Source organism: Paraburkholderia sp. J94, assembly GCF_905220285.1.
Taxonomy (GTDB): Bacteria; Pseudomonadota; Gammaproteobacteria; order Burkholderiales; family Burkholderiaceae; genus Paraburkholderia; species Paraburkholderia tropica_A.
Map to the genome: position 1 here is coordinate 347,613 of NZ_CAJMZH010000008.1, position 19,286 is coordinate 366,898.

General features: G+C 62.2%; 16 protein-coding genes and 2 tRNA genes. 10 read left to right on the plus strand and 8 right to left on the minus strand.

Translation table 11 applies throughout. The annotated features are described in order from the left end of the window. Positions 1 to 115: 115 nt before the first annotated feature. Both U4Y88_RS19570 and U4Y88_RS19575 read right to left on the minus strand, forming a co-directional pair. Complete coding sequence (locus tag U4Y88_RS19570; protein WP_224013051.1) at positions 116 to 1,228, minus strand: LysR family transcriptional regulator; 1,113 nt, start codon at positions 1,226 to 1,228, stop codon at positions 116 to 118. Positions 1,229 to 1,594: 366 nt separating this feature from the next. Then, entirely contained in the window at positions 1,595 to 3,445 is a 1,851-nt protein-coding gene (locus tag U4Y88_RS19575) for a phosphoenolpyruvate carboxykinase (GTP) (RefSeq protein ID WP_321785742.1), read from the minus strand. Between the two features lie 419 nt (positions 3,446 to 3,864). Between U4Y88_RS19575 and U4Y88_RS19580 the strand changes: the two genes are divergently transcribed. Next, on the plus strand, positions 3,865 to 4,878 hold the full coding sequence (locus U4Y88_RS19580) for a D-2-hydroxyacid dehydrogenase family protein (RefSeq protein ID WP_224013053.1): 1,014 nt from the start codon (positions 3,865 to 3,867) through the stop codon (positions 4,876 to 4,878). A gap of 109 nt (positions 4,879 to 4,987) precedes the next feature. Here the strand turns inward: U4Y88_RS19580 and U4Y88_RS19585 are convergent, their stop codons facing one another. Both U4Y88_RS19585 and U4Y88_RS19590 read right to left on the minus strand, forming a co-directional pair. Continuing rightward, the gene (locus U4Y88_RS19585; RefSeq protein WP_224013054.1) at positions 4,988 to 5,881 is read right to left on the minus strand and encodes a patatin-like phospholipase family protein; all 894 of its coding nucleotides are present in this window, start codon (positions 5,879 to 5,881) and stop codon (positions 4,988 to 4,990) included. 38 nt (positions 5,882 to 5,919) lie between these two features. After that, positions 5,920 to 6,324, minus strand: a complete 405-nt coding sequence (locus tag U4Y88_RS19590; protein ID WP_224013055.1) for a PaaI family thioesterase — start codon at positions 6,322 to 6,324, stop codon at positions 5,920 to 5,922. Between the two features lie 295 nt (positions 6,325 to 6,619). Between U4Y88_RS19590 and U4Y88_RS19595 the strand changes: the two genes are divergently transcribed. After that, a tRNA-Lys gene (locus tag U4Y88_RS19595) sits at positions 6,620 to 6,695 on the plus strand. A 115-nt stretch (positions 6,696 to 6,810) separates the two neighbouring features. Here the strand turns inward: U4Y88_RS19595 and U4Y88_RS19600 are convergent. After that, a complete protein-coding gene (locus U4Y88_RS19600) occupies positions 6,811 to 7,092 on the minus strand; it encodes a hypothetical protein (protein ID WP_224013067.1) in 282 nt (93 codons plus the stop codon). Positions 7,093 to 7,333: 241 nt separating this feature from the next. Here U4Y88_RS19600 and U4Y88_RS19605 point away from each other — a divergent pair, with 241 nt between their 5' ends. Then, positions 7,334 to 7,651, plus strand: coding sequence for a hypothetical protein (locus U4Y88_RS19605; RefSeq protein WP_224013068.1), 318 nt, complete (start codon positions 7,334 to 7,336; stop codon positions 7,649 to 7,651). A 21-nt stretch (positions 7,652 to 7,672) separates the two neighbouring features. On the opposite strand, the gene U4Y88_RS19610 is transcribed toward U4Y88_RS19605, so the two are convergent. Then, positions 7,673 to 7,873, minus strand: coding sequence for a hypothetical protein (locus tag U4Y88_RS19610; protein ID WP_224013069.1), 201 nt, complete (start codon positions 7,871 to 7,873; stop codon positions 7,673 to 7,675). A 418-nt stretch (positions 7,874 to 8,291) separates the two neighbouring features. Here U4Y88_RS19610 and adh point away from each other — a divergent pair, with 418 nt between their 5' ends. The 3 genes from adh (at position 8,292) to U4Y88_RS19625 (ending at position 10,866) form a co-directional block, all read left to right on the plus strand. Next, the gene (gene adh / locus U4Y88_RS19615; protein ID WP_321785743.1) at positions 8,292 to 9,812 is read left to right on the plus strand and encodes an aldehyde dehydrogenase; all 1,521 of its coding nucleotides are present in this window, start codon (positions 8,292 to 8,294) and stop codon (positions 9,810 to 9,812) included. A 100-nt stretch (positions 9,813 to 9,912) separates the two neighbouring features. Next, on the plus strand, positions 9,913 to 10,293 hold the full coding sequence (locus U4Y88_RS19620; protein WP_224013071.1) for a DUF779 domain-containing protein: 381 nt from the start codon (positions 9,913 to 9,915) through the stop codon (positions 10,291 to 10,293). A 93-nt stretch (positions 10,294 to 10,386) separates the two neighbouring features. Next, the gene (locus U4Y88_RS19625) at positions 10,387 to 10,866 is read left to right on the plus strand and encodes a GyrI-like domain-containing protein (protein ID WP_321785744.1); all 480 of its coding nucleotides are present in this window, start codon (positions 10,387 to 10,389) and stop codon (positions 10,864 to 10,866) included. A 386-nt stretch (positions 10,867 to 11,252) separates the two neighbouring features. Here U4Y88_RS19625 and rtcR read toward each other — a convergent pair whose 3' ends face one another. Then, the gene (gene rtcR, locus U4Y88_RS19630) at positions 11,253 to 12,863 is read right to left on the minus strand and encodes an RNA repair transcriptional activator RtcR (RefSeq protein WP_321785746.1); all 1,611 of its coding nucleotides are present in this window, start codon (positions 12,861 to 12,863) and stop codon (positions 11,253 to 11,255) included. 338 nt (positions 12,864 to 13,201) lie between these two features. On the opposite strand from rtcR, the gene U4Y88_RS19635 reads away from it, so the two are divergent. The 4 genes from U4Y88_RS19635 to U4Y88_RS19650 all read left to right on the plus strand — a co-directional run bounded on the left by U4Y88_RS19635 (position 13,202) and on the right by U4Y88_RS19650 (position 16,867). Further along, positions 13,202 to 13,274: transfer RNA gene (locus U4Y88_RS19635), tRNA-Cys, on the plus strand. 260 nt (positions 13,275 to 13,534) lie between these two features. Further along, positions 13,535 to 14,677, plus strand: coding sequence for a slipin family protein (locus U4Y88_RS19640; protein WP_310630157.1), 1,143 nt, complete (start codon positions 13,535 to 13,537; stop codon positions 14,675 to 14,677). Positions 14,678 to 14,762: 85 nt separating this feature from the next. Continuing rightward, on the plus strand, positions 14,763 to 15,986 hold the full coding sequence (locus tag U4Y88_RS19645) for an RtcB family protein (RefSeq protein ID WP_321785748.1): 1,224 nt from the start codon (positions 14,763 to 14,765) through the stop codon (positions 15,984 to 15,986). Positions 15,987 to 16,054: 68 nt separating this feature from the next. Beyond that, positions 16,055 to 16,867 (plus strand): nucleotidyltransferase domain-containing protein, encoded by an 813-nt coding sequence (locus tag U4Y88_RS19650; RefSeq protein WP_321785750.1) that lies wholly within the window; start codon positions 16,055 to 16,057, stop codon positions 16,865 to 16,867. 471 nt (positions 16,868 to 17,338) lie between these two features. Here the strand turns inward: U4Y88_RS19650 and U4Y88_RS19655 are convergent, their stop codons facing one another. Continuing rightward, the gene (locus tag U4Y88_RS19655) at positions 17,339 to 18,865 is read right to left on the minus strand and encodes a hypothetical protein (protein ID WP_321785752.1); all 1,527 of its coding nucleotides are present in this window, start codon (positions 18,863 to 18,865) and stop codon (positions 17,339 to 17,341) included. Positions 18,866 to 19,286 lie beyond the last annotated feature (421 nt).

The window sequence follows — 19,286 nt, forward strand, 5'->3', positions numbered from 1 at the left end:
CGCGCGGCATTGTTCATCGCATCGCCAAACAAAAAGGCGCAGCTTCTCACGAAGCCGCGCCTTTTTTTGCCTGATAGATCGCCGAAATTAACCGACGATCAACGCATAACGCGCATCAAATCGGCGAAATCGCCGAAGAACGCGTGCGACCGGCCGAAGCGCGGCCCGCCTTCGGCGCGCGCTCGTCGGCGCCGTTGTGCTCGCCTTCCGCGCCACGCGAAGCGTCGAGCAGATCCGAAATCGGCTCCGCGCCGTCGAACGCCTCAGGCGCGCCGTTGCGCGCATTGGCCGGGCGCGCGAGACCGTCCTTGACCCACTGCTCGCCCAGCTGGCTGTTCGGCGTCTGGCTGAAGTGCTCGACCAGATGGTCGATGAACGTGCGCACCTTGGCGGGCAAATGGCGGCGGCTCGGGTACGCGACGTTGATCTCGACCTGCGGCAGACGGTAGTCGCCGAGCAGGCGCACGAGGCGTCCGCGCGTCATGTCGCGGCCGATCAGGTAGCTCGGCAGAATCGCGAGGCCCATGCCCAGCAGCGCGAACTGGCGCAGCATTTCGGTATTGTTGGCCACGATCACGTTGCTCGGGCGCACGCGCACTTCGCCATCCGGCCCCGTGAACACGCGCTCGTCGCCCCAGTATTCCGAGGGCAGCGACAGCGACGGATGCTCCATCAGGTGCTCGGGGCGCGTAGGCGTGCCGTGCTTTTCCAGATACGCGGGCGTCGCGCACACGGTCATGCAGCCCGTCGTGAGGCGGCGCGTGACGATGCTCGCGCTGCGCATCTGGCGCGCGGTCACGACGCCCAGGTCGAAGCCTTCTTCGACCAGATCGACCTGGCGGTCGACCAGCGTGACGTCGGGGATGACCTGCGGATAGCGCTGCGTATAGGTCTGCAGCACGGGCGCGAGATTGTGCAGCCCGAACACCACCGGCGCGACGATGCGCAGCGTGCCGACGGGCTCGTGGTTACGCGCCACCACCATCTGCTCGACGTCTTCGAGCTCGTCGAGAATCTGGCGCGCGCGTTCGAGATAGACCTGACCGGACTCGGTGAGGGAAAGGCTGCGGGTCGTGCGGTTGAGCAGACGCGTGCCAAGGCGACCTTCGAGGTCGGCCACGTGACGCGTCGCAACCGCATTCGAGATATCCATCGCCGAAGCGGCCCGGGCAAAACTGCCGAGGTCAGCCACCTTGACGAAAACTCGCATCGACTGCAAATGATCCATGAGACAACTCCTGCCTGTTACTGTCCGTCGGAATCCGACGGAGGAAACCACGAATTCTCCTACGACACGAGAAATCGTGCAGAAGTTGCCTAAGAAGCCCTGAATTTCTTCGAGATTTTCGCTACTGTCACTGATTACGCATTATCACAAGCGTTATTGTTTCCCCGTTAGAAACAATTTTCCGCATCGCAGCGAAATGATCGAGACATCGCGAACAGAAACCGCCTTTAAAAGCAGTTTATTGCTCGTCAGTTTTTTGTGAATACTTGCGACCCCAAATAAAAAAGATCGTCCGGGGACGATCTTTTTGTTTATTTCGAGCGCTCACGATGATAGTGAGCGCTCACATTGAGCAAAAAACCACGCTCAAAGGCGTCCTTCCAGTGCCGTGCGCGCGTCGCGCAGCGAAGGCGGCAGCCCTTGCGCGAGCGTTTCGAACAGCTCCGAATGCAGCGCCAGTTCCGCGCGCCAGGCATCGGCATCGACCGAAATCACCTGGGCGAACTGCTCGGGCGTGAAGTTCAGGCCGCGCCAGTCGAGATCGCCATAACGCGGCGACACGCCGAACGCGTGCGCTTCGCCCTCGCCCTTGCCTTCGATGCGGCGCACCATCCATTCGAGCACGCGCATGTTCTCGCCGAATCCCGGCCACACAAACTTGCCGTCGTCGCCCTTGCGGAACCAGTTCACGCAGAAGATGCGCGGCAGCGTGGCGCCGAGCTTTTCGAGGCGGCCGCCCACGTCGAGCCAGTGGCCGAAGTAGTCGGCCATGTTGTAGCCGCAGAACGGCAGCATCGCGAACGGATCGCGGCGCACCACGCCCTGCTGCCCTGCCGCGGCCGCCGTGGTTTCCGAGCCCATGGTCGCGGCCATGTAGACGCCTTCGGTCCAGTCGCGCGCCTCGGTCACGAGCGGCACCGTGGTCGAGCGGCGGCCGCCGAACACGAATGCGTCGATGGCGACGCCCTTCGGGTTCTCCCATTCGGCGTCGATCGACGGGCATTGCGACGCGGGCGCCGTGAAGCGCGCGTTCGGATGCGCGGCCTTGCGGCCCGTTTCCTTCGCGATTTCCGGCGTCCAGTCCTGGCCCTGCCAGTCGATCAGATGCGCGGGCGGCGTGTCCGTCATGCCTTCCCACCAGACGTCGCCGTCGTCGGTGAGCGCGACGTTCGTGAAGATCACGTTCTCCTTGAGCGTCGCCATGGCGTTGAAGTTGGTCTTTTCGCTCGTGCCCGGCGCCACGCCGAAATAGCCCGCTTCCGGGTTGATGGCGTAGAGGCGGCCGTCCGCGCCCGGCTTGATCCAGGCGATATCGTCGCCGATCGTGGTGATTTCCCAGCCGTTCATGGCGGCCGGCGGAATCAGCATCGCGAAATTGGTCTTGCCGCACGCCGACGGGAACGCCGCCGCGACGTGATACTTGCGGCCTTCCGGCGACTTCACGCCGAGAATCAGCATGTGCTCGGCGAGCCAGCCTTCGTCGCGGCCCATCGTCGAGGCGATGCGCAGCGCAAAGCACTTCTTGCCGAGCAGCGCATTGCCGCCGTAGCCCGAGCCATAGCTCCAGATCTCGCGCGTTTCCGGGAAATGGACGATGTACTTGGTCTTGTTGCACGGCCACGCCACGTCCTGCTCGCCCGCCGCCAGCGGCGCGCCCACGGTGTGCACGCAGGGCACGAACGGGCCGTCTTCGCCGAGCACGTCGTACACCGCGCGGCCCATGCGCGTCATGATGCGCATGTTCACGGCCACGTAAGGGCTATCGGAGAGTTCGACGCCGATATGCGCGATCGGCGAGCCGAGCGGGCCCATCGAGAACGGCACGACGTACATCGTGCGGCCGCGCATCGAGCCGGCGAACAGGCCGTCGAGCGTCGTGCGCATTTCGGCGGGCGCGATCCAGTTGTTGGTCGGACCCGCGTCTTCCTTTTTCTGCGAGCAGATGAAGGTGCGATCCTCGACGCGCGCCACGTCCGAGGGATCGGAGCAGGCGAGAAACGAGTTGGGGCGCTTCTGCGGATTCAGGCGGCGCATCGTGCCCGCGTCGACCATCTGCTGGCACAGTCGGTCGTATTCTTCCTGCGAGCCGTCGCACCAGACGATGCGTTCAGGCTGCGTGTGCGCTGCGATCTTCTTGACCCATTCCACCAGTGCCCGGTGGCGAACCCAGGACGGCGCCTGCGTGGCCGCCTGGGCCGGGAAGTCGGGATGATTCATCGAAAAGTCTCCATAGGGGCTGATAAAAAATCGTTTCAGGCCCTTTTCGACGCTGCGTGCGAGAGGCACTTTTTTAAGCGTTTCAACGGCGAAACCGGGGCTGCGGTCCGCGCAGTTGTGCAGGTCGTCAAGGTCCAATCAGCAGGGGTTCGCAACCGTCTGTAAAGCGGCTTGCGCGGCGACCCGACAAGCTGATAAAAGGGGAAAAATTCTCGTTCAAACCTCGTGCAGCCGCATTGAGCGCCATCGAAAGAAACAGCAATTGCGATACCCGCGAGCGCTATTTCTTCGCTGCGACCGGTGCAACGTGAGGCGACCCCGTATTCATACCAGCCTGTCAAACGCTGCATAGTGGGATAACCACCAGATGAACATCGAGTCGCGCCACGTACGGTGCGCTGCCTATCACTTCTGCCGCCATGAAAATTGCCATCCTTGACGACTACCAGGACGCCGTCCGCAAGCTCGACTGCTTCACGCTGCTTGCCGATCACGAGGTCAAGGTCTTCAACAACACCGTACGTGGGCTCGGTCAGCTCGCGAGCCGCCTCTCGGAAGTCGAAGCGCTCGTGCTGATCCGCGAACGCACGCGCATCTCCTCGCAACTGCTCGACAAGCTCCCGCATCTGCGCATGATCAGCCAGACGGGCAAGGCCGGTCCGCATATCGACATCGACGCCTGTACCGAGCGCGGCATCGCGGTGCTCGAAGGCACCGGTTCGCCCGTCGCGCCCGCCGAACTCACCTGGGCGCTCATCATGGCGGCGCAGCGGCGCATTCCGCAGTACGTCGCCAACCTCAAGCAGGGCGCGTGGCAGCAATCGGGCCTGAAGACCTCGGCGATGCCGCCGAACTTCGGTCTTGGCCAGGTGCTGCGCGGCCAGACGCTCGGCATCTGGGGTTACGGCAAGATCGGGCGTCTGGTGGCCGGTTACGGCAAGGCCTTCGGCATGCGCGTGATCATCTGGGGCCGCGAGCATTCGCTCGAAGCCGCGCGCGCCGACGGCTACGAAGCCGCCGCCAGCCGCGAAGCGCTGTTCGAGGAAAGCGACATCCTCTCGCTGCATCTGCGTCTGCACGACGACACGCGCGGCATCGTCAAGCAGGAAGACCTGTTGCGCATGAAGCCGACCTCGCTGCTCGTCAACACGAGCCGCGCGGAACTGCTCGAAGAGAACGCGCTGCTCGGCGCGCTCGCGCATAACCGTCCGGGCATGGTCGCGATCGACGTGTTCGAGAGCGAGCCGATCCTGCAGGGCTACAGCCTGCTGCGCATGGAAAACGTGATCTGCACGCCGCACATCGGCTATGTGGAACGCGAAAGCTACGAGCTGTATTTCGGCGCGGCCTTCCGCAACATCCTCTCGTTCGATGCGGGCGATCTTTCGCACGTCGCGAATCCGGAAGCGCTGCAAGGCGGACGCCGCAAGTAAGGCGGCCAGCTTCGCGCGGGGCATTCGCGCACGCGATAAAGAAAAAGGCGGCCAGATGGCCGCCTTTTTTGCGTCGATGCGCTGTGTCGATGCGTCCGCGTGACCCGGCTCAGGCGTGCGCGGCCGCCTCGAACATCTCCGGCAGACGAACGAGAAAGCGCTCGCCGTCTTCGGCGCCGAGGTTGTACGCGTGCTGCATCTGCTGCGGGCTCGTGTAGTCCCAGCTTGAAATCGGCACCTTGGCCGTGGGCTGCACATACAAACGCAGCTGTTCGCCCGCTTGCCCGCCTTCGCCGCCCGTGCGGTGCTTCACCACGAACATCTGCGGACGCGGATACAGCCGCGTGACCATCACGAGCACGCGCCCGGGCGTGTCGTCGAGCGCGCCGACCGGCACGTTGTCGACCATGCCGCCATCGAGCACGGCGCGCCCGTTGCGGCGCAGCACCGGCGTGAACGGCGGCGTGCACGACGACTGCAGCACGAGATCGGCGAGATCGTCGACGCTCGCGCAGGCTTGCGCCGTCACGAATTCAGGATGGAAGCCGAGCTTGCGCCCGAGCGTGGGATGCAGCGTCTTGCGGATGTGCTTTTCGATGTTGTACGCGATCAGCCCCGCCGCGACCGCGCTGCGCGCGCCGAGCCAGCGCGGCAGATGCGAAACGCCGATGCGGATCTCCGGGGCGTCCTGCAGTTTCTCGAAGCGCGGCCCGTAGATGTCGAGCAGCGCCTGCCGATAGATGCGGTAGTGCGGAAACACCGATTCGCTGCGCAGCAGGTTGCCCCAGTACGCGTTGCGCTTGTTGTGCTTGAGCGCTTCCTCGTAATAGCGCATGACCCATTGCGAATCGCGCGTGTAGATCATGCAAGCGGTGGCCGCGCCCGCCGAAATGCCCGTGATGACGCGCGGACGCAGATCCAGCTTCGGCTGGACGACGTCCCAGAAACCCGCCTGCCACCAGCAGCGGTTGCCGCCGCCGGCAAAGACAACCTGATCGAACATGCGCCCTCTTGTCTTCGATTCGTCCTGAATCCGACAGCTTAGTCGAGCAGCGCGTAAGTCGAGGTCGCGTGAACGGCCATCCGGCCGTCTTCGTCGTAGAGTTCTATTTCGCCGAACACCAGATTGCGGCCCATGCGCAGCACGCGCGCCGTGACCTTCACGTCGCCCTTGCGCACCGCTCGCATGAAATTGGTGTTGAGCGCGACCGTGGTCATCGGCTTGAATTCGCCGAGCGCCGCCGCGATCGCGACGATCATCGCCGTGTCGGCGGCCGCCATGAACACCTGGCCGCAGATCACGCCGCCCGCGTGGCGCAGTTCGCCGGAGAACGGCAGCCGCAGCGTGGCGCTGTCCTCCGTCACTTCGAGCGGCTTCAACCCGAGCGCCTTCACCCACGGCGCCAGCACGCGCTCGAGCAGCGCGTCGATTGCCTTGTCGTCCATCGTCTCTTTTATGCCTTTTATGGAGTGCGTGCCGCGCAGCGGATTCCTTCGTTTCGACGGACCCGGCGGGCGGCGCGCGGTACGGCCGGCTTGCTGTCCAAAGCGGACCGAAAGCGGGCTCGCCAGCGTGGCGACATGATACCGGGAGGTACCGCGTCCCGTTAATACGGGATACGGCGATGGAGCTTCAGCGAGGCGCCGACGTGCCGTTCCAGGCCGCCAGCAAGTTTTTTAGGAAATTTGCGAAAAGGACTTGCCAAGACTCAAAAGGCAGGGCATAATCTTTCTTCTGTTGGGGGCGTTAGCTCAGTTGGTAGAGCAGCGGACTCTTAATCCGTAGGTCGAGTGTTCGAGTCACTCACGCCCCACCAGCGAATTCATGTGAAAAGCCCGGTCTTCTGACCGGGCTTTTTGCATTTCTGCGCTGATTTCCGTGACGCCTGACGCGCGCGGCCGTGGCCCGCTACGCGCTCGCGTCCCGCGCGCTCAAACGAATACGTCGGCGCTGCGATCCTTCACTTTCATCGAAAAGCGCACCGCGCGCGGCGGCTGCGGCAACCAGCGGCCGAGCGACTCGAAACCGTCGAGCTGACGCAGCAGCGTGTCGACGGTGGCGAGCTGGACGTGTGTCAGGTGATTCTGCTTGAGCAAGGCGTGCAGCCGTTTGCGCCAATAGGCGACGTCCATGATCGGCTCTTCGAAGTCGCTCGAAAGCGACGCCGGCATCACGCGCGCGATGTGCGCGATTTCCTGTTCAACGAATGTCATGGCGAACCCCGGGTATCCGACAGTGTTTCTTATCGTATGACGTAACTGTAGGACGACCGGAGCGCGACGCCAGCCTACCCGAATGGATAGGGCGAAAATCCAGCCAAACCGCATGGCTGGGCACGCGCGATGCTATTGGGTGCCGCATCGTGCCGCGCGTGTTTTAAGACTGCTCCGATAGGGTTTTTCTGACCTGCATCAGATCATGGAGCTATCGAAAAACACTCCAGAGGTTACTGCCATGCACGGGCATCCTACCGACAAACTCGTCGCCGGCGCGGTCATCGGCGGCGTTCTCACCGCCTTGCTCGTCGTATTGATGGTCTGGCTCGATTTTCCGTCGGACCGCCACTACAGCGCGTTCGTCCGGCTTTCGGTGCCGGCCCTGATCTCCGCCCTGCTGCTGTTCCCGCGTCCGATCCTGCATCGCACGCTGCTGCGGGAGCGGCGCGATCCGAGCCTGCTCGACGAAGACCTGAACCTGCTGCTCGTGGGCCGCGCGCTCGGTCTCGTCGGTGGCATCATTTTCGGCATTTCGCTGGCCTCGGAAATTCTCTGAGGCGCGCGTCCGCTCAAAGGCTCAAAGGAACGGCTTGCCATCCACCTGTTCGTAGACGACGTTGCCGTCGTCGTCCTCGAACTGTTCCAGATAGTTGCGGGCGCCGCACAGCGGGCAACGGAACAACGGGCCCTGGCCCTCGTTCTTGATGACCACTTCGCTTTGCTCCCACGGCGTGCCGCACGACTGATTGCGGCAGACGAACGATTCAGATTCAGACATTGCAGACTCTCCTTGCTGTTACGGCTGCAAAGCCTACAGCATGCGGGCCTCGCGCGCCGCAATTCCGCGAGCTTTCCGGCGCGTTTTCCTCACTGTTTTTCTCGCCGCTTCCCTCGCGCTGTTCCGTTTTTGAGCAACGCGCCCGCGCCACGCTGCGCCGTTGCGGCGCAATGCAGCCGCGCCGCCACCCTCGCCTTCCTTGCTGTCGTCCTCATCGTCGTTCTCACGGGCTGTTCGTTCCCGCAGCCGCGCGTATGCGCAAGCGCGCCGCGGCGGCCCTGCACGCGCGCTCGTCCGACGCCTGAATCGCCCTCGAATCGCGATTGGCACGCTTCTGGCATCAACGAGCACCGGTTGCGCGGCACCCAGCCTGACGCGCCCATCCATATCGAGATAGAGCACAGCGAGGAGCACGCAGATGAATCACGCGGACATGCAGTTCCTGACGACCGAGTTCCCGTACAAGAAGCAATACGGCAACTTCATCGGCGGCGAGTGGGTTGCGCCGCTGGGCGGCGAGTATTTCGACGACATTTCGCCGATCACCGGCCATCCGTTCACGTCGATTCCGCGCTCGCGCGAAGCCGACATCGAGCTTGCGCTCGACGCCGCGCACAAGGCCAGGACCGCCTGGGGCAAGACCGCGCCGACCGATCGCGCCAATATCCTGAACCGCATCGCCGACCGCATCGAGCAGAACCTGCACAGGCTCGCCGTCGCCGAAACCATCGACAACGGCAAGCCGCTGCGCGAAACGCTGGCCGCCGACATTCCGCTGTCCGCCGATCACTTCCGCTATTTCGCGAGCTGCCTGCGCTCGCAGGAAGGCGGCATCTCCGAAATCGATCACGACACGGTCGCCTATCACTTCCACGAGCCGCTCGGCGTGGTCGGCCAGATCATTCCGTGGAATTTCCCGATCCTGATGGCCGCCTGGAAGCTCGCGCCCGCGCTCGCGGCCGGCAACTGCGTCGTGCTCAAGCCCGCCGAACAGACGCCCGCCTCGATGCTCGTGTTCGCCGAGATCATTCAGGACCTGCTGCCGCCAGGCGTGCTCAACATCGTGAACGGCTTCGGCCTCGAAGCGGGCAAGCCGCTCGCCTCGAACAAGCGCATCGCCAAGATCGCCTTCACGGGCGAGACCACGACGGGCCGCCTGATCATGCAGTACGCGAGCCAGAACATCATTCCGGTGACGCTCGAACTGGGCGGCAAGAGCCCGAACATTTTCTTCGCCGACGTGCTCGATCACGACGACAGCTATTTCGACAAGGCGCTCGAAGGCTTCGCGATGTTCGCGCTCAATCAGGGCGAGGTGTGCACGTGCCCGTCGCGCGTGCTGATCGACGAAAAGATCTACGACCGCTTCATGGAGCGCGCGATCAAGCGCGTGGCGGCGATCCAGCAAGGCCATCCGCTCGATACGAAGACGATGATCGGCGCGCAGGCCTCGCAGGAACAGCTCGAAAAGATCCTGTCGTATATCGATCTGGGCAAGCAGGAAGGCGCGCAGTGCCTGATCGGCGGCGAACGCAACGCGCTGGCCGGCGAACTCGGCGACGGCTACTACGTGAAGCCGACCGTGTTCCGCGGCCACAACAAGATGCGCATCTTCCAGGAGGAAATTTTCGGGCCGGTCGTCTCGGTGACGACGTTCAAGACCGAAGAGGAAGCGCTGGAGATCGCCAACGACACGCTCTACGGCCTCGGCGCGGGCGTCTGGACGCGTGACGGTACGCGCGCCTATCGCTTCGGCCGCGAGATTCAGGCTGGCCGCGTGTGGACCAACTGCTATCACGCGTATCCGGCGCACGCGGCGTTCGGCGGCTACAAGCAGTCCGGCATCGGCCGTGAGAACCACAAGATGATGCTCGACCACTATCAGCAGACGAAGAACCTGCTCGTCAGCTATAGCGATCAGCCGCTGGGCTTCTTCTGATTTTCCACTGATCTCGTCTTGATCCGATTGCGGGAGTGGTACTGGCTCGCCGGGCGCCGTGTGGGGCGTTCGGCGAGCGTTTTTTCGAGGAGACCGTGACATGGTCGAACGCGTCACCGCCACGCCCGCCGCGCTCGCGCTGATCGAGCAACTCGCGCGCGAGCACGGCTCGCTGCTGTTTCATCAATCGGGCGGCTGCTGCGACGGCAGCGCGCCGATGTGTTTTCCCGCTGGAGAATTTCTGGTCGGTAACGCCGATGTGCAACTCGGCGAGATCGGCGGCGTGCCGTTTTATATGACCGCGTCGCAGTTCGAGTATTGGCAGCACACGCAGTTGATCATCGATGCGGTGCCGGGCAATGGCGGCATGTTTTCGCTCGAACGGCCGACCGGGCTGCGTTTTCTCACGCGTTCCCGGCTCTATGACGATGCGGAGAATGCTTGGCTCGAAGCGCATCCGGTGACGCGGGTGAGTTTGTGACGTCGCGCCGCGGCACGTAGCGAGAGGTCTTTCGGGGCCGGTGCTATCCTGGCCGGCATCCGCGCATTCGCGCGCCCGACCGGAGACGACATCATGCAAGACCGCGACGTGAAGCTGCTCAAGCTCGATCCGATGGATCTGCTCGCCGTAAGCCATATCGGCCCGTATATGAAGATCGGCGACGCGTTTTATACGCTCGCGCAGTGGCTCGGCGAGCGGAATGTGGGCACATCGGGCTCGAAGCTGGTCGGCATCTATTACGACGATCCGAATTCGGTCGACGAATCGAAGCTCAGGTCGAAGGCCGCGGTGCAGCTCGTGCACGATCGGGATGTGCAGGTGGTCGCGCCGGTGGAGAGGTTTCAGTTGCGCGGCGGCGAGCACGCGATGTTGCTGCATTCGGGCCCGTATCAAGGGTTGCAGCAAGCGTGGATGTGGCTTTACAACGAGGGCTTGACGAAGCTTGGGCGCAACGCGGACTTTTCGGTGCCGTCGTTCGAGGTGTATCTGAATACGCCGGATGAGGTCGCGCCCGAGGATCTGAAGACCGAGCTTTATATTCCGCTGGCTTGATGGCTTGCTCAGGGATTTTGAGGCCGCTGGGTAGGTTGTCCAGCGGCTTTTTCGTTTCCGAAGCGCGGTCTCTTAGGTTTTTTCAATCTATGTATACGTAAACGTAGTAATAGTTAACAAGTCCCTGGGTTTTCTGTGGATAACCCCGGAAAACCATTGAGTAAACAAGGCTGTGGAAAATTCATAACCTTGAGGGTGTTAACGGGACAATCCCAGGCAGTTGCTGACAACTTTTCCACTGTTTTATCCAGGGGCCGAGTTGTTCAGGTTTCGTGCACCGGATGTTATGGGGGTTGTGCGCGGGTTATCCGCAGGAGGCTGTGGATAGATTGCGGGGGCGGCTCCGTTCATGCGCCGATCGCCATCGCGGCGACGTGAATCGCCGCTCAACCCTCCACGGCCAACGCCCGCCGCACGTGTTCCCAGTCGAGCCCGAAGCGCGCCAGATACTTGCGCAGCCGGTCCGCGTCGTTCGGCTGCTTCTTGCTTTGCCGCGATACCGCGAACAACGCGCGCCCCGCCTCCGACAAACTCGCCGACACGCGGCAAACGTCGAGCACGCGCTCCAGCTGCACGCGGTCGAACAGGTCGATCTCGCTCGCACCCTCGCCCAGCGCGGCATCGACGAGATCGCGCGCAGGCTGCTCATCGGTCCACGTGCGCGCGAGCCGCGTCACTTCTTCTTCGGCGATGATTTCGGTGATACGGCCCGCGTCGGCCAGCGTGGCCATGCGCGTCACCGACGCCGACAATTCGCGGAAATTGCCCGCCCACGCCGCGCGCGGCGACGTCGCGAACGCCAGAAAGCGCCGCTTCGCTTCGACGTTGAAACGCACCTGCTCGCCCTGTTCACGGCCGAAGCGGTCGAGTTCGAAATCGAGATTCGGCTCGATGTCCTCGCGACGCCCGGCGAGTCCAGGCAGCGCGTACGTCCACAGGTTGATGCGCGCGTAGAGATCCTCGCGAAACGCGCCCGCCGCCACCATCTGCCGCAAGTCGCGGTGCGTGCCCGCGATCAGTTCGAAATCGCTCGTGACTTCGCTGTCCGCGCCGACCGGGAAAAAGCGCTTTTCCTCGACCGCCTTGAGCAGCATCGCCTGCTCGTCGAGACCGAGTTCGCCGATTTCATCGAGAAACAGCAGCCCGCCGTGCGCCGTGCGCAGCAAACCGGCGCGCGCGGTCTGCGCGCCCGTGAACGCGCCCTTCACGTGGCCGAACAGCGTCGACATGGCCGCATCGCCGCGCAAGGTCGCGCAATTGACCTCGATAAACGGCCCGGCAAGCCGATGCCGCGCGCGCTTGAGTTCGTAGATGCGCTTCGCGAGAAACGACTTCCCCGCGCCGGTCGGGCCGACCAGCAGCATCGGCGCACGCGAGCGCACCGCGACGCGTTCGAGTTGCTCGATCAGCGCGTTGAACTGGGCGTTGCGCGTGGCGATGCCGGCCTTCAGGAACGAGACGGTTTCGTCGCGCTCGCGCGTGAAGCGCTGCGCGATGCGGTTGTAGCGCGAGAGATCGAGATCGATGACCGAGATCGTGCCCGGCCCGCTCGGACCTTCGTCGGTCATCTGCGGCGGCGCGGTTTGTACGAGCCGCGCGGGCAGATAGCGCGCTTCCGCGAGCAGAAACCAGCAGATCTGCGCGACGTGCGTGCCGGTCGTGATGTGGATCGCGTAATCCTCGTGATCGAGGTCGAACGGATAGCCGCGCGCGTAATCGTGCAGCGCCGCGTAGACCTCCTCGAAATCCCATGGGTCGCGGATCGTGAGCGGCGTGAGGCGGACTTCGGTGTGCGGCGAGAGCCGCGCGAGGTCGTCCTTGATGCGGTTCGCGAGACGATCGAAATCGGGCGAATGCAGAAGTTCGAGCCGATCGACCGGCCAGTCCGGCTGCGAGCACAGCGAAATCGTCGGCCGCCACTTCTGCCAGCGGCGCGGCGCGCGGCCGCCTTGATCGAGCACGGTGCCGAGAAATCCGATCGCGACGGTCTTGCGCATGTTTATCCAAAAAGATAAGTGACGATCTGATTGTATCGAAATCAGGCGGATCACCTGCCGATGGCGATCACCCTACTCGCCCGCAGACGAAATTTTTTCTCGCTTCAATTCAATGAGTTGTGAAATTTTTCGAGGCGGACGGCAGGCACTGGCACGCTCCTCGCTAAATAGAAGGCAGCCTGATGTCCCGCTGGCCCACGAGCCAAGGTTCACAAGCCTTGCTGGTGCGCCGCCGCCGAGTTCCTTCGTCGCGGCAGCGCATGCCGTCATGGACAGACGATGGCGAATGGGCGCGCACTGGAGCGTCGCGTTCGGGTTCGATTCCCGGAGCGCCCACCTGTTCGATAGCTCGACCTGGTAGAGCAGCCGGCGCAAGCCGGACGGTAGCGGGTTCGAATCCCGCTCGAACGCTGTCCGCAAGGACAGTCTCTCGATAAGCAGTACCCGCCGGTGTGGGCCGCGAGGCCCGCCGCGCGTCGCACCGGTTGCGGCGCCGCGCGAATGGCCGGGCGGCCGAAGCGGCCAGCGCAACCGGACGCGGCGACGTCACGCAACACGACGCCGCCCGATCCGCGAGTGCGAACCCTTCGCCCCGCTCACCCGTTCGCGTCGCGCCCTGATCCGTGCGGCGCGCGCGCGCCGGCCCTGAACGAAGAATAAGGACAACGAATATGTGGATGCGTCATGTAGTGAAAAAGAACGAACGCGCGCTGTTGATGAACGAAGGCGATTTCGTGAAGGTGCTGGAACCGGGTGTGTTCCGCGCGTTCGATCCGTTCAAGCGCCTCTCGGTGCAGACCGCGCAGCTCGATGCGCCGCTCGCCGACGCCGCGCTCGCCGACTGGCTGCGCCGCGACGCGCAGGATGTACTCGCCGAACACTTCGTCGCGATGGATCTCGCCGACGACGAAGCGGGCCTGCGCTATGTGGATGGCGTCCTCGTCGAGATTCTGCCGCCGGGCACGCGGCGCCTGTACTGGCGCGGGCTCGTCGAGCATCGCCTCGATCGCGTGGATTTTGCGCAGAACGGCGAACTGGACGCGACGCTCACGAAGCGCCTGATGCAGCCTGCGCTGCGTGCGCGCGGTATCGTCGGCTTGAACGGCGTGCTGATTGCGCAGGTGCCGGCGTACCACGTCGGCGTGCTGAAGATCGACGGCAAGATCGAGCGTTTGCTCGACGCCGGTCTCGCGGCATTCTGGCGTTTCGGGCGTGAGGTGACCGTTGAACTCGTCGATCTGCGTGTGCAGGCGCTCGAAGTCGGCGGCCAGGAAATCCTCACACGCGACAAGGTCTCGCTGCGGCTCAATCTGGCCGCGACGTGGTGCTACGCGGACGTGCTGCGCGCCTTCGGGCAGTTGCAGAAACCCGCCGATCATCTCTATCGCGAGCTGCAATTCGCGCTGCGCGCCGCCGTCGGCACGCGCACGCTCGATGAATTGCTCGAAGATAAGCAGATGATCGACGAGGTCGTGATCGCGCAGGTACGCTCGCGACTCGTGGATTCGGGGCTGGAGATCCGCAGCGTCGGCGTGAAGGACATCGTGCTGCCGGGCGATATGAAGACGATCCTCGCGCAGGTGGTCGAGGCGGAGAAGGCGGCGCAAGCCAACGTGATCCGCCGACGCGAGGAAACCGCCGCGACACGCTCGCTGCTGAACACGGCGAAGGTGATGGAAGAGAACCCGACCGCGCTGCGGCTCAAGGAGCTGGAAACGCTTGAGCGCGTGGCGGAACGGATCGATCGCATCTCCGTGTTCGGCGGCCTCGATCAGGTGCTGAACGGGCTGGTGAGCCTCAAGCCGGCGGTGTGAGCGGCGGCGAATAGCTAGTTAAAAGAACGACGAGGCGCGGCGCATGCGTGCCGTGCCTCGCGCAATGAAGCATTCAGGTGAAGCAATGAGTGAACTCGATTATCAGGTGATGGAACTGGCGCATGGCAAGCCGGTGAAGATGTGGACCCACGGCGTGGCCGTCGAGGACGAAGCGCGCGCGCAACTGCGCAACGTGGCGCAGATGCCGTTCGTGTTCCGCCATATCGCCGTGATGCCGGACGTGCATCTCGGCAAGGGCTCGACGATCGGCAGCGTGATTCCGACGAAGGGCGCGATTATTCCGGCAGCGGTGGGCGTGGATATCGGCTGCGGCATGATGGCCGCGCGCACGACGCTCACGGCCGCCGATCTGCCGGACTCGCTTGCGGGACTGCGTAGCGCGATCGAGCGCGCGGTGCCGCATGGTCGCGCGCCGGGACGTCGCGATCCGGGCGCATGGGGCAATCGCGCGCCAGCGAACGTCGATGCGATGTGGAAGGAGTTGGAGCCGGGCTTCAGGCGCATCGTCGAGAAGCATCCGAAGCTCGAAAAGACCAACCACTATACGCACCTCGGTACGCTCGGCACCGGGAATCACTTCATCGAAGTGTGTCTCGATGAAAGCGAGCGCGTGTGGTTCATGCTGCACAGCGGTTCACGCGGCGTGGGCAATGCGATCGGCAGTCTGTTTATCGAACTGGCGCAGCAGGATATGCGTCAGCACATGGCGAATCTGCCGGATCGCAATCTCGCGTATCTGAACGAAGGCAGTCGGCATTTCGAGGACTACGTCGAAGCGGTGGGCTGGGCGCAGGATTACGCGCGCCATAACCGGCAGGCGATGATGGATGCGGTGATTGGCGCGGCGCGTGCGACGATCGGGAAGGCGTTTGAGATCGACGGGCACGCGGTGAATTGCCACCACAACTATGTGCAGCGCGAGCGGCATTTCGGTGAGGACGTGCTCGTGACGCGTAAGGGCGCGGTGTCGGCGCAGAAGGGACAACTCGGGATCATTCCGGGGTCGATGGGCGCGAAAAGTTTTATCGTGCGCGGACTCGGGAATGCGGAGAGTTTTTGTTCTTGCAGCCACGGTGCCGGGCGGACGATGAGCCGGACTGAGGCTAAGCGTCGGTTCACGGTCGCGGATCAGGTGGCGGCTACGCAGGGCGTTGAATGCCGGAAGGATGCGGGTGTCGTTGATGAAATTCCGATGGCTTATAAGGACATCGACGCGGTGATGGCGGCGCAGCGCAGTCTCGTGGAAGTCGTGCATACGCTGCGGCAGGTGGTTTGTGTGAAGGGATGAGGATGCGTGGCCGGTTGAATCTGGAATTTGGCCGGCTGCGCGTTTTTTAGGGCTTGTGGGGAAATGTTATGGCTGGCTTTGAAAAACTTGAGACGGTTAGGAGTGCTCATCCGGTGGAGCCCGAGGTGCGTGCGCGTGTGCTCGCGGAACTCGACGATATCGAGCGCAAGCATGAGGTGAAGGTGCTGTTTGCCTGTGAGTCGGGGAGTCGGGGGTGGGGCTTTGCTTCGCCGGATAGCGACTATGACGTGCGCTTTGTTTATGTGCATCGGCGTGAGTGGTATCTGAAAGTCGAGCCGCAACGCGATGTGATCGAACGGCCGCTCGATGATGTGCTGGATGTGAGCGGCTGGGAGTTGCGCAAGGCGTTGCAGTTGCTGCATCGGTCGAATCCGACCTTGCTGGAGTGGCTGGATTCGCCGGTTGTGTATCGCGAGGATGTGCTTTGGGCGCCCAGGTTGAGGTCAATGGCTGAGGCGTTCTTTTCGCCGATGCGCGGGCGGCATCATTATCTTTCGATGGCGAAGAAGAATTTTCGCGGCTATCTGCAAGGCGAGACGGTGCGGTACAAGAAGTATCTTTACGTGCTGCGGCCGCTGCTGGCTGTGCGGTGGATCGATATGGGCTTAGGGATGCCGCCGATGCGGTTTGCGGATCTTGTGGCGGGGACGGTGGGGGAGGCTGACGTGGTTGCCGAGGTCGATGCGTTGCTGGAGGTGAAGATGCGCGCCGGAGAAGGGGAGTATGGGGCGCGGCGGCCTGCGGTTCATGCGTTGATCGAAGCGATGCTTGGGGAGGCTGAGGTTGGTCGGGAGTACAAACGGCCTTGGGGGGAAGTGGGGATGTTGGATGGGTTTTTGAGGGAGGTGGTGGAGGGGTGAGCGGCGGCGCGATGCCGTAGGGTGTCGCGCCGGTTTATTGGGGAGTGGGGGAGGCTAAGGCGGTGATATTTCAGTGAGCGGAGGAGGATCGAACTCCCGACCTTCGCAATTACGAACACGATCACCATCGATACTCCACCCGCCCCAAAAACAAAAAAACCCACAAGTCTCTCAACTCGTGGGTCTCCAATTCCCAGCCAAATCGCTCACAGCGACTCGACTAAAAATCATCTGTAGGTTCTCAAAGAAAGTGAAAAATTGATCCTCTGAAAAGCAAGCCTTTTTTCATTCCCGTGACGAATTCCTTTTTTTTAAATTTTTTGGGGAACGTGAAAATTTCCGCCCGAATTGTCAGAATTCGTGAAAAATCGGGACTCGGCGTTGAATGCAGATATCAGTCAAAGTTTTTCACGCGAACAGAGTCGGCCGTTCCGATCCGATCGGCGGTTCGCGAAATGCGGGCTCTCGCCGTTACTCAAGCGAATTTATCTGATCGTTTAGGTTTCGGGTTCTGGCCAGTTGAAGGACTGCCTTGTCGTACGCGAAACTCACATTCGCACTGTAGAAATTAATAAATGACTTGACTCGATCAGTCACCCATCGGCCGTCCTTTGCACGGAAGCTGACCTGGACGGCCGGGACGGTTGCCTTGTCGTCAGCAACGAGCAGCAGAGGTCCAGCGACACTCGCTGGGTTGACCGTACCAAATGTCTCGCCGATCAGAGAGGCCGAATTCAGGATGACTCTCAGGCCAAAGACCTCCCCGCGAGTCCCTTTGGTGGTCAGTGCCCGAACAAAGGTTTCGGCGGGAATGCCTGCCGATGACGCGGTTTTGAGCATAGCTGGCATCAGCGTATTGTTGTCGTCGAACAAATGCTCAGGTTGGCGAAAGCCAGCCGTTCCATCGGTTCGAAAACCGAGCGTCACTTGTGGCCAGAAGCGATCGTCATAGTCGAGCTTCGCCCCTTGCGAGATGGCTGACACCAGCAATGATGCTGTTCGTTCCGCTATCCATCTCTGATGGGCGGCGTCGAAGTTCATGGAGGAGAGGTGAGTGGCAAGGCTATCCGCAAGCATTACTCGTGCACCGATGCCTTCACCTAGCGCAGTCTTTGTCGCCAGCCACCTATCGACTACGCCGACTGCCTTCTCTTCATCAACGATCACCTTCGCTTCCGCTTCCGCCAACGGAGCGTATTGCTCAGTTAGCAGAGCCGCCATTGCATATTTCGATGCGTCGTCACCATAAAAGGGCCCGCTGAGGGCACCAAAGGCGGCTTCGCGAAGGTCGTTCGGAACGTTCGGACTTTTTAAGATGCTGTCGGCATAAGGGTATACACCTTGGTAGCGCTTGAGCGTCTCCAATAATACGCGCGGCCGATAGCTGTCAATCTTAAAACGCGACATGGTCTTCGATAACAACTCATCAATCTTCGTGTCGACACCCGGATAAAAGAGGCCAAGGTGGGCAGCGAGAATGCGCGCGCCATCGCGAAAATCCAGTTCCGAGGTGTCTGGGTCCAGCATGTACACCACAAGCCGAGACTTCTCCGCAGTGCTGAGTTCAATTGAACTACGGTAGTTGCCTGATAGACTCGAACGCGCGATTCGTGTCACGAAGCCGTCCAGCACGACTCTCATCCGAATGCTCTCCAAGGACTCTTTGAGCAGCGCGCCCTTTTTATCAAATGAGAGCCAGTCGGTGATCTTGGACTCAATGGTCTGACGCGCGCTGGTATAGATCTGATAGACACTAAAGCCACCCGCCGCGCCTAAGAGCACAATCCCGAACAGCGCCCAAGCCCGGAATTCGGCGAAGACTTTTTGCATCTTGTCCATGGCTTGGTCACCGATCTGCACCTTCGCGTCGGCAACCTGCTGAGTAAGACTGGCCTTAATAGTCTCCAGCTCGGCCTTCGCACTCGCCACCTCTGCCCTCACACGTTCGAGTTCACGTTCGACTGTCAGGCGTACCAAGTCCACGTTCCTTTCATCCACGACCCCTGCTCCTCTTTTTTGATCTTTTGGGTGCCGCATTCTGGCACAGACGCTACGCATCGAGCGCAATACGGGGTCAGGATTCGGTGAACGCCAATAATTTCGGCAACGCGAGCTAACACATGGATCGCGTCATACCTCCACCTACAGGCCGAGTGTCTCAATTGCAAGTTCGCAGGACTGGTTGAGCGACGCACGAAGAGCCGGTATGCGTAGGTTCTTATTTGAACTTTCCGTTGCACGACGTGAACCGGCAGCAGGACGAGAAGCGCCCGGCAGGCGAAAGGTTGCCTCGGCTAGAATAGAGGGCTGGTAGCGCCAAGGCGTAAACAACTGCCAGAGCACATCCTCGAAACGTCCGTGGAGTGGCACCGAGCTAAGTCTTCCGTTAGATGACGAGCCGTGGGGCGCGATCGCGCAA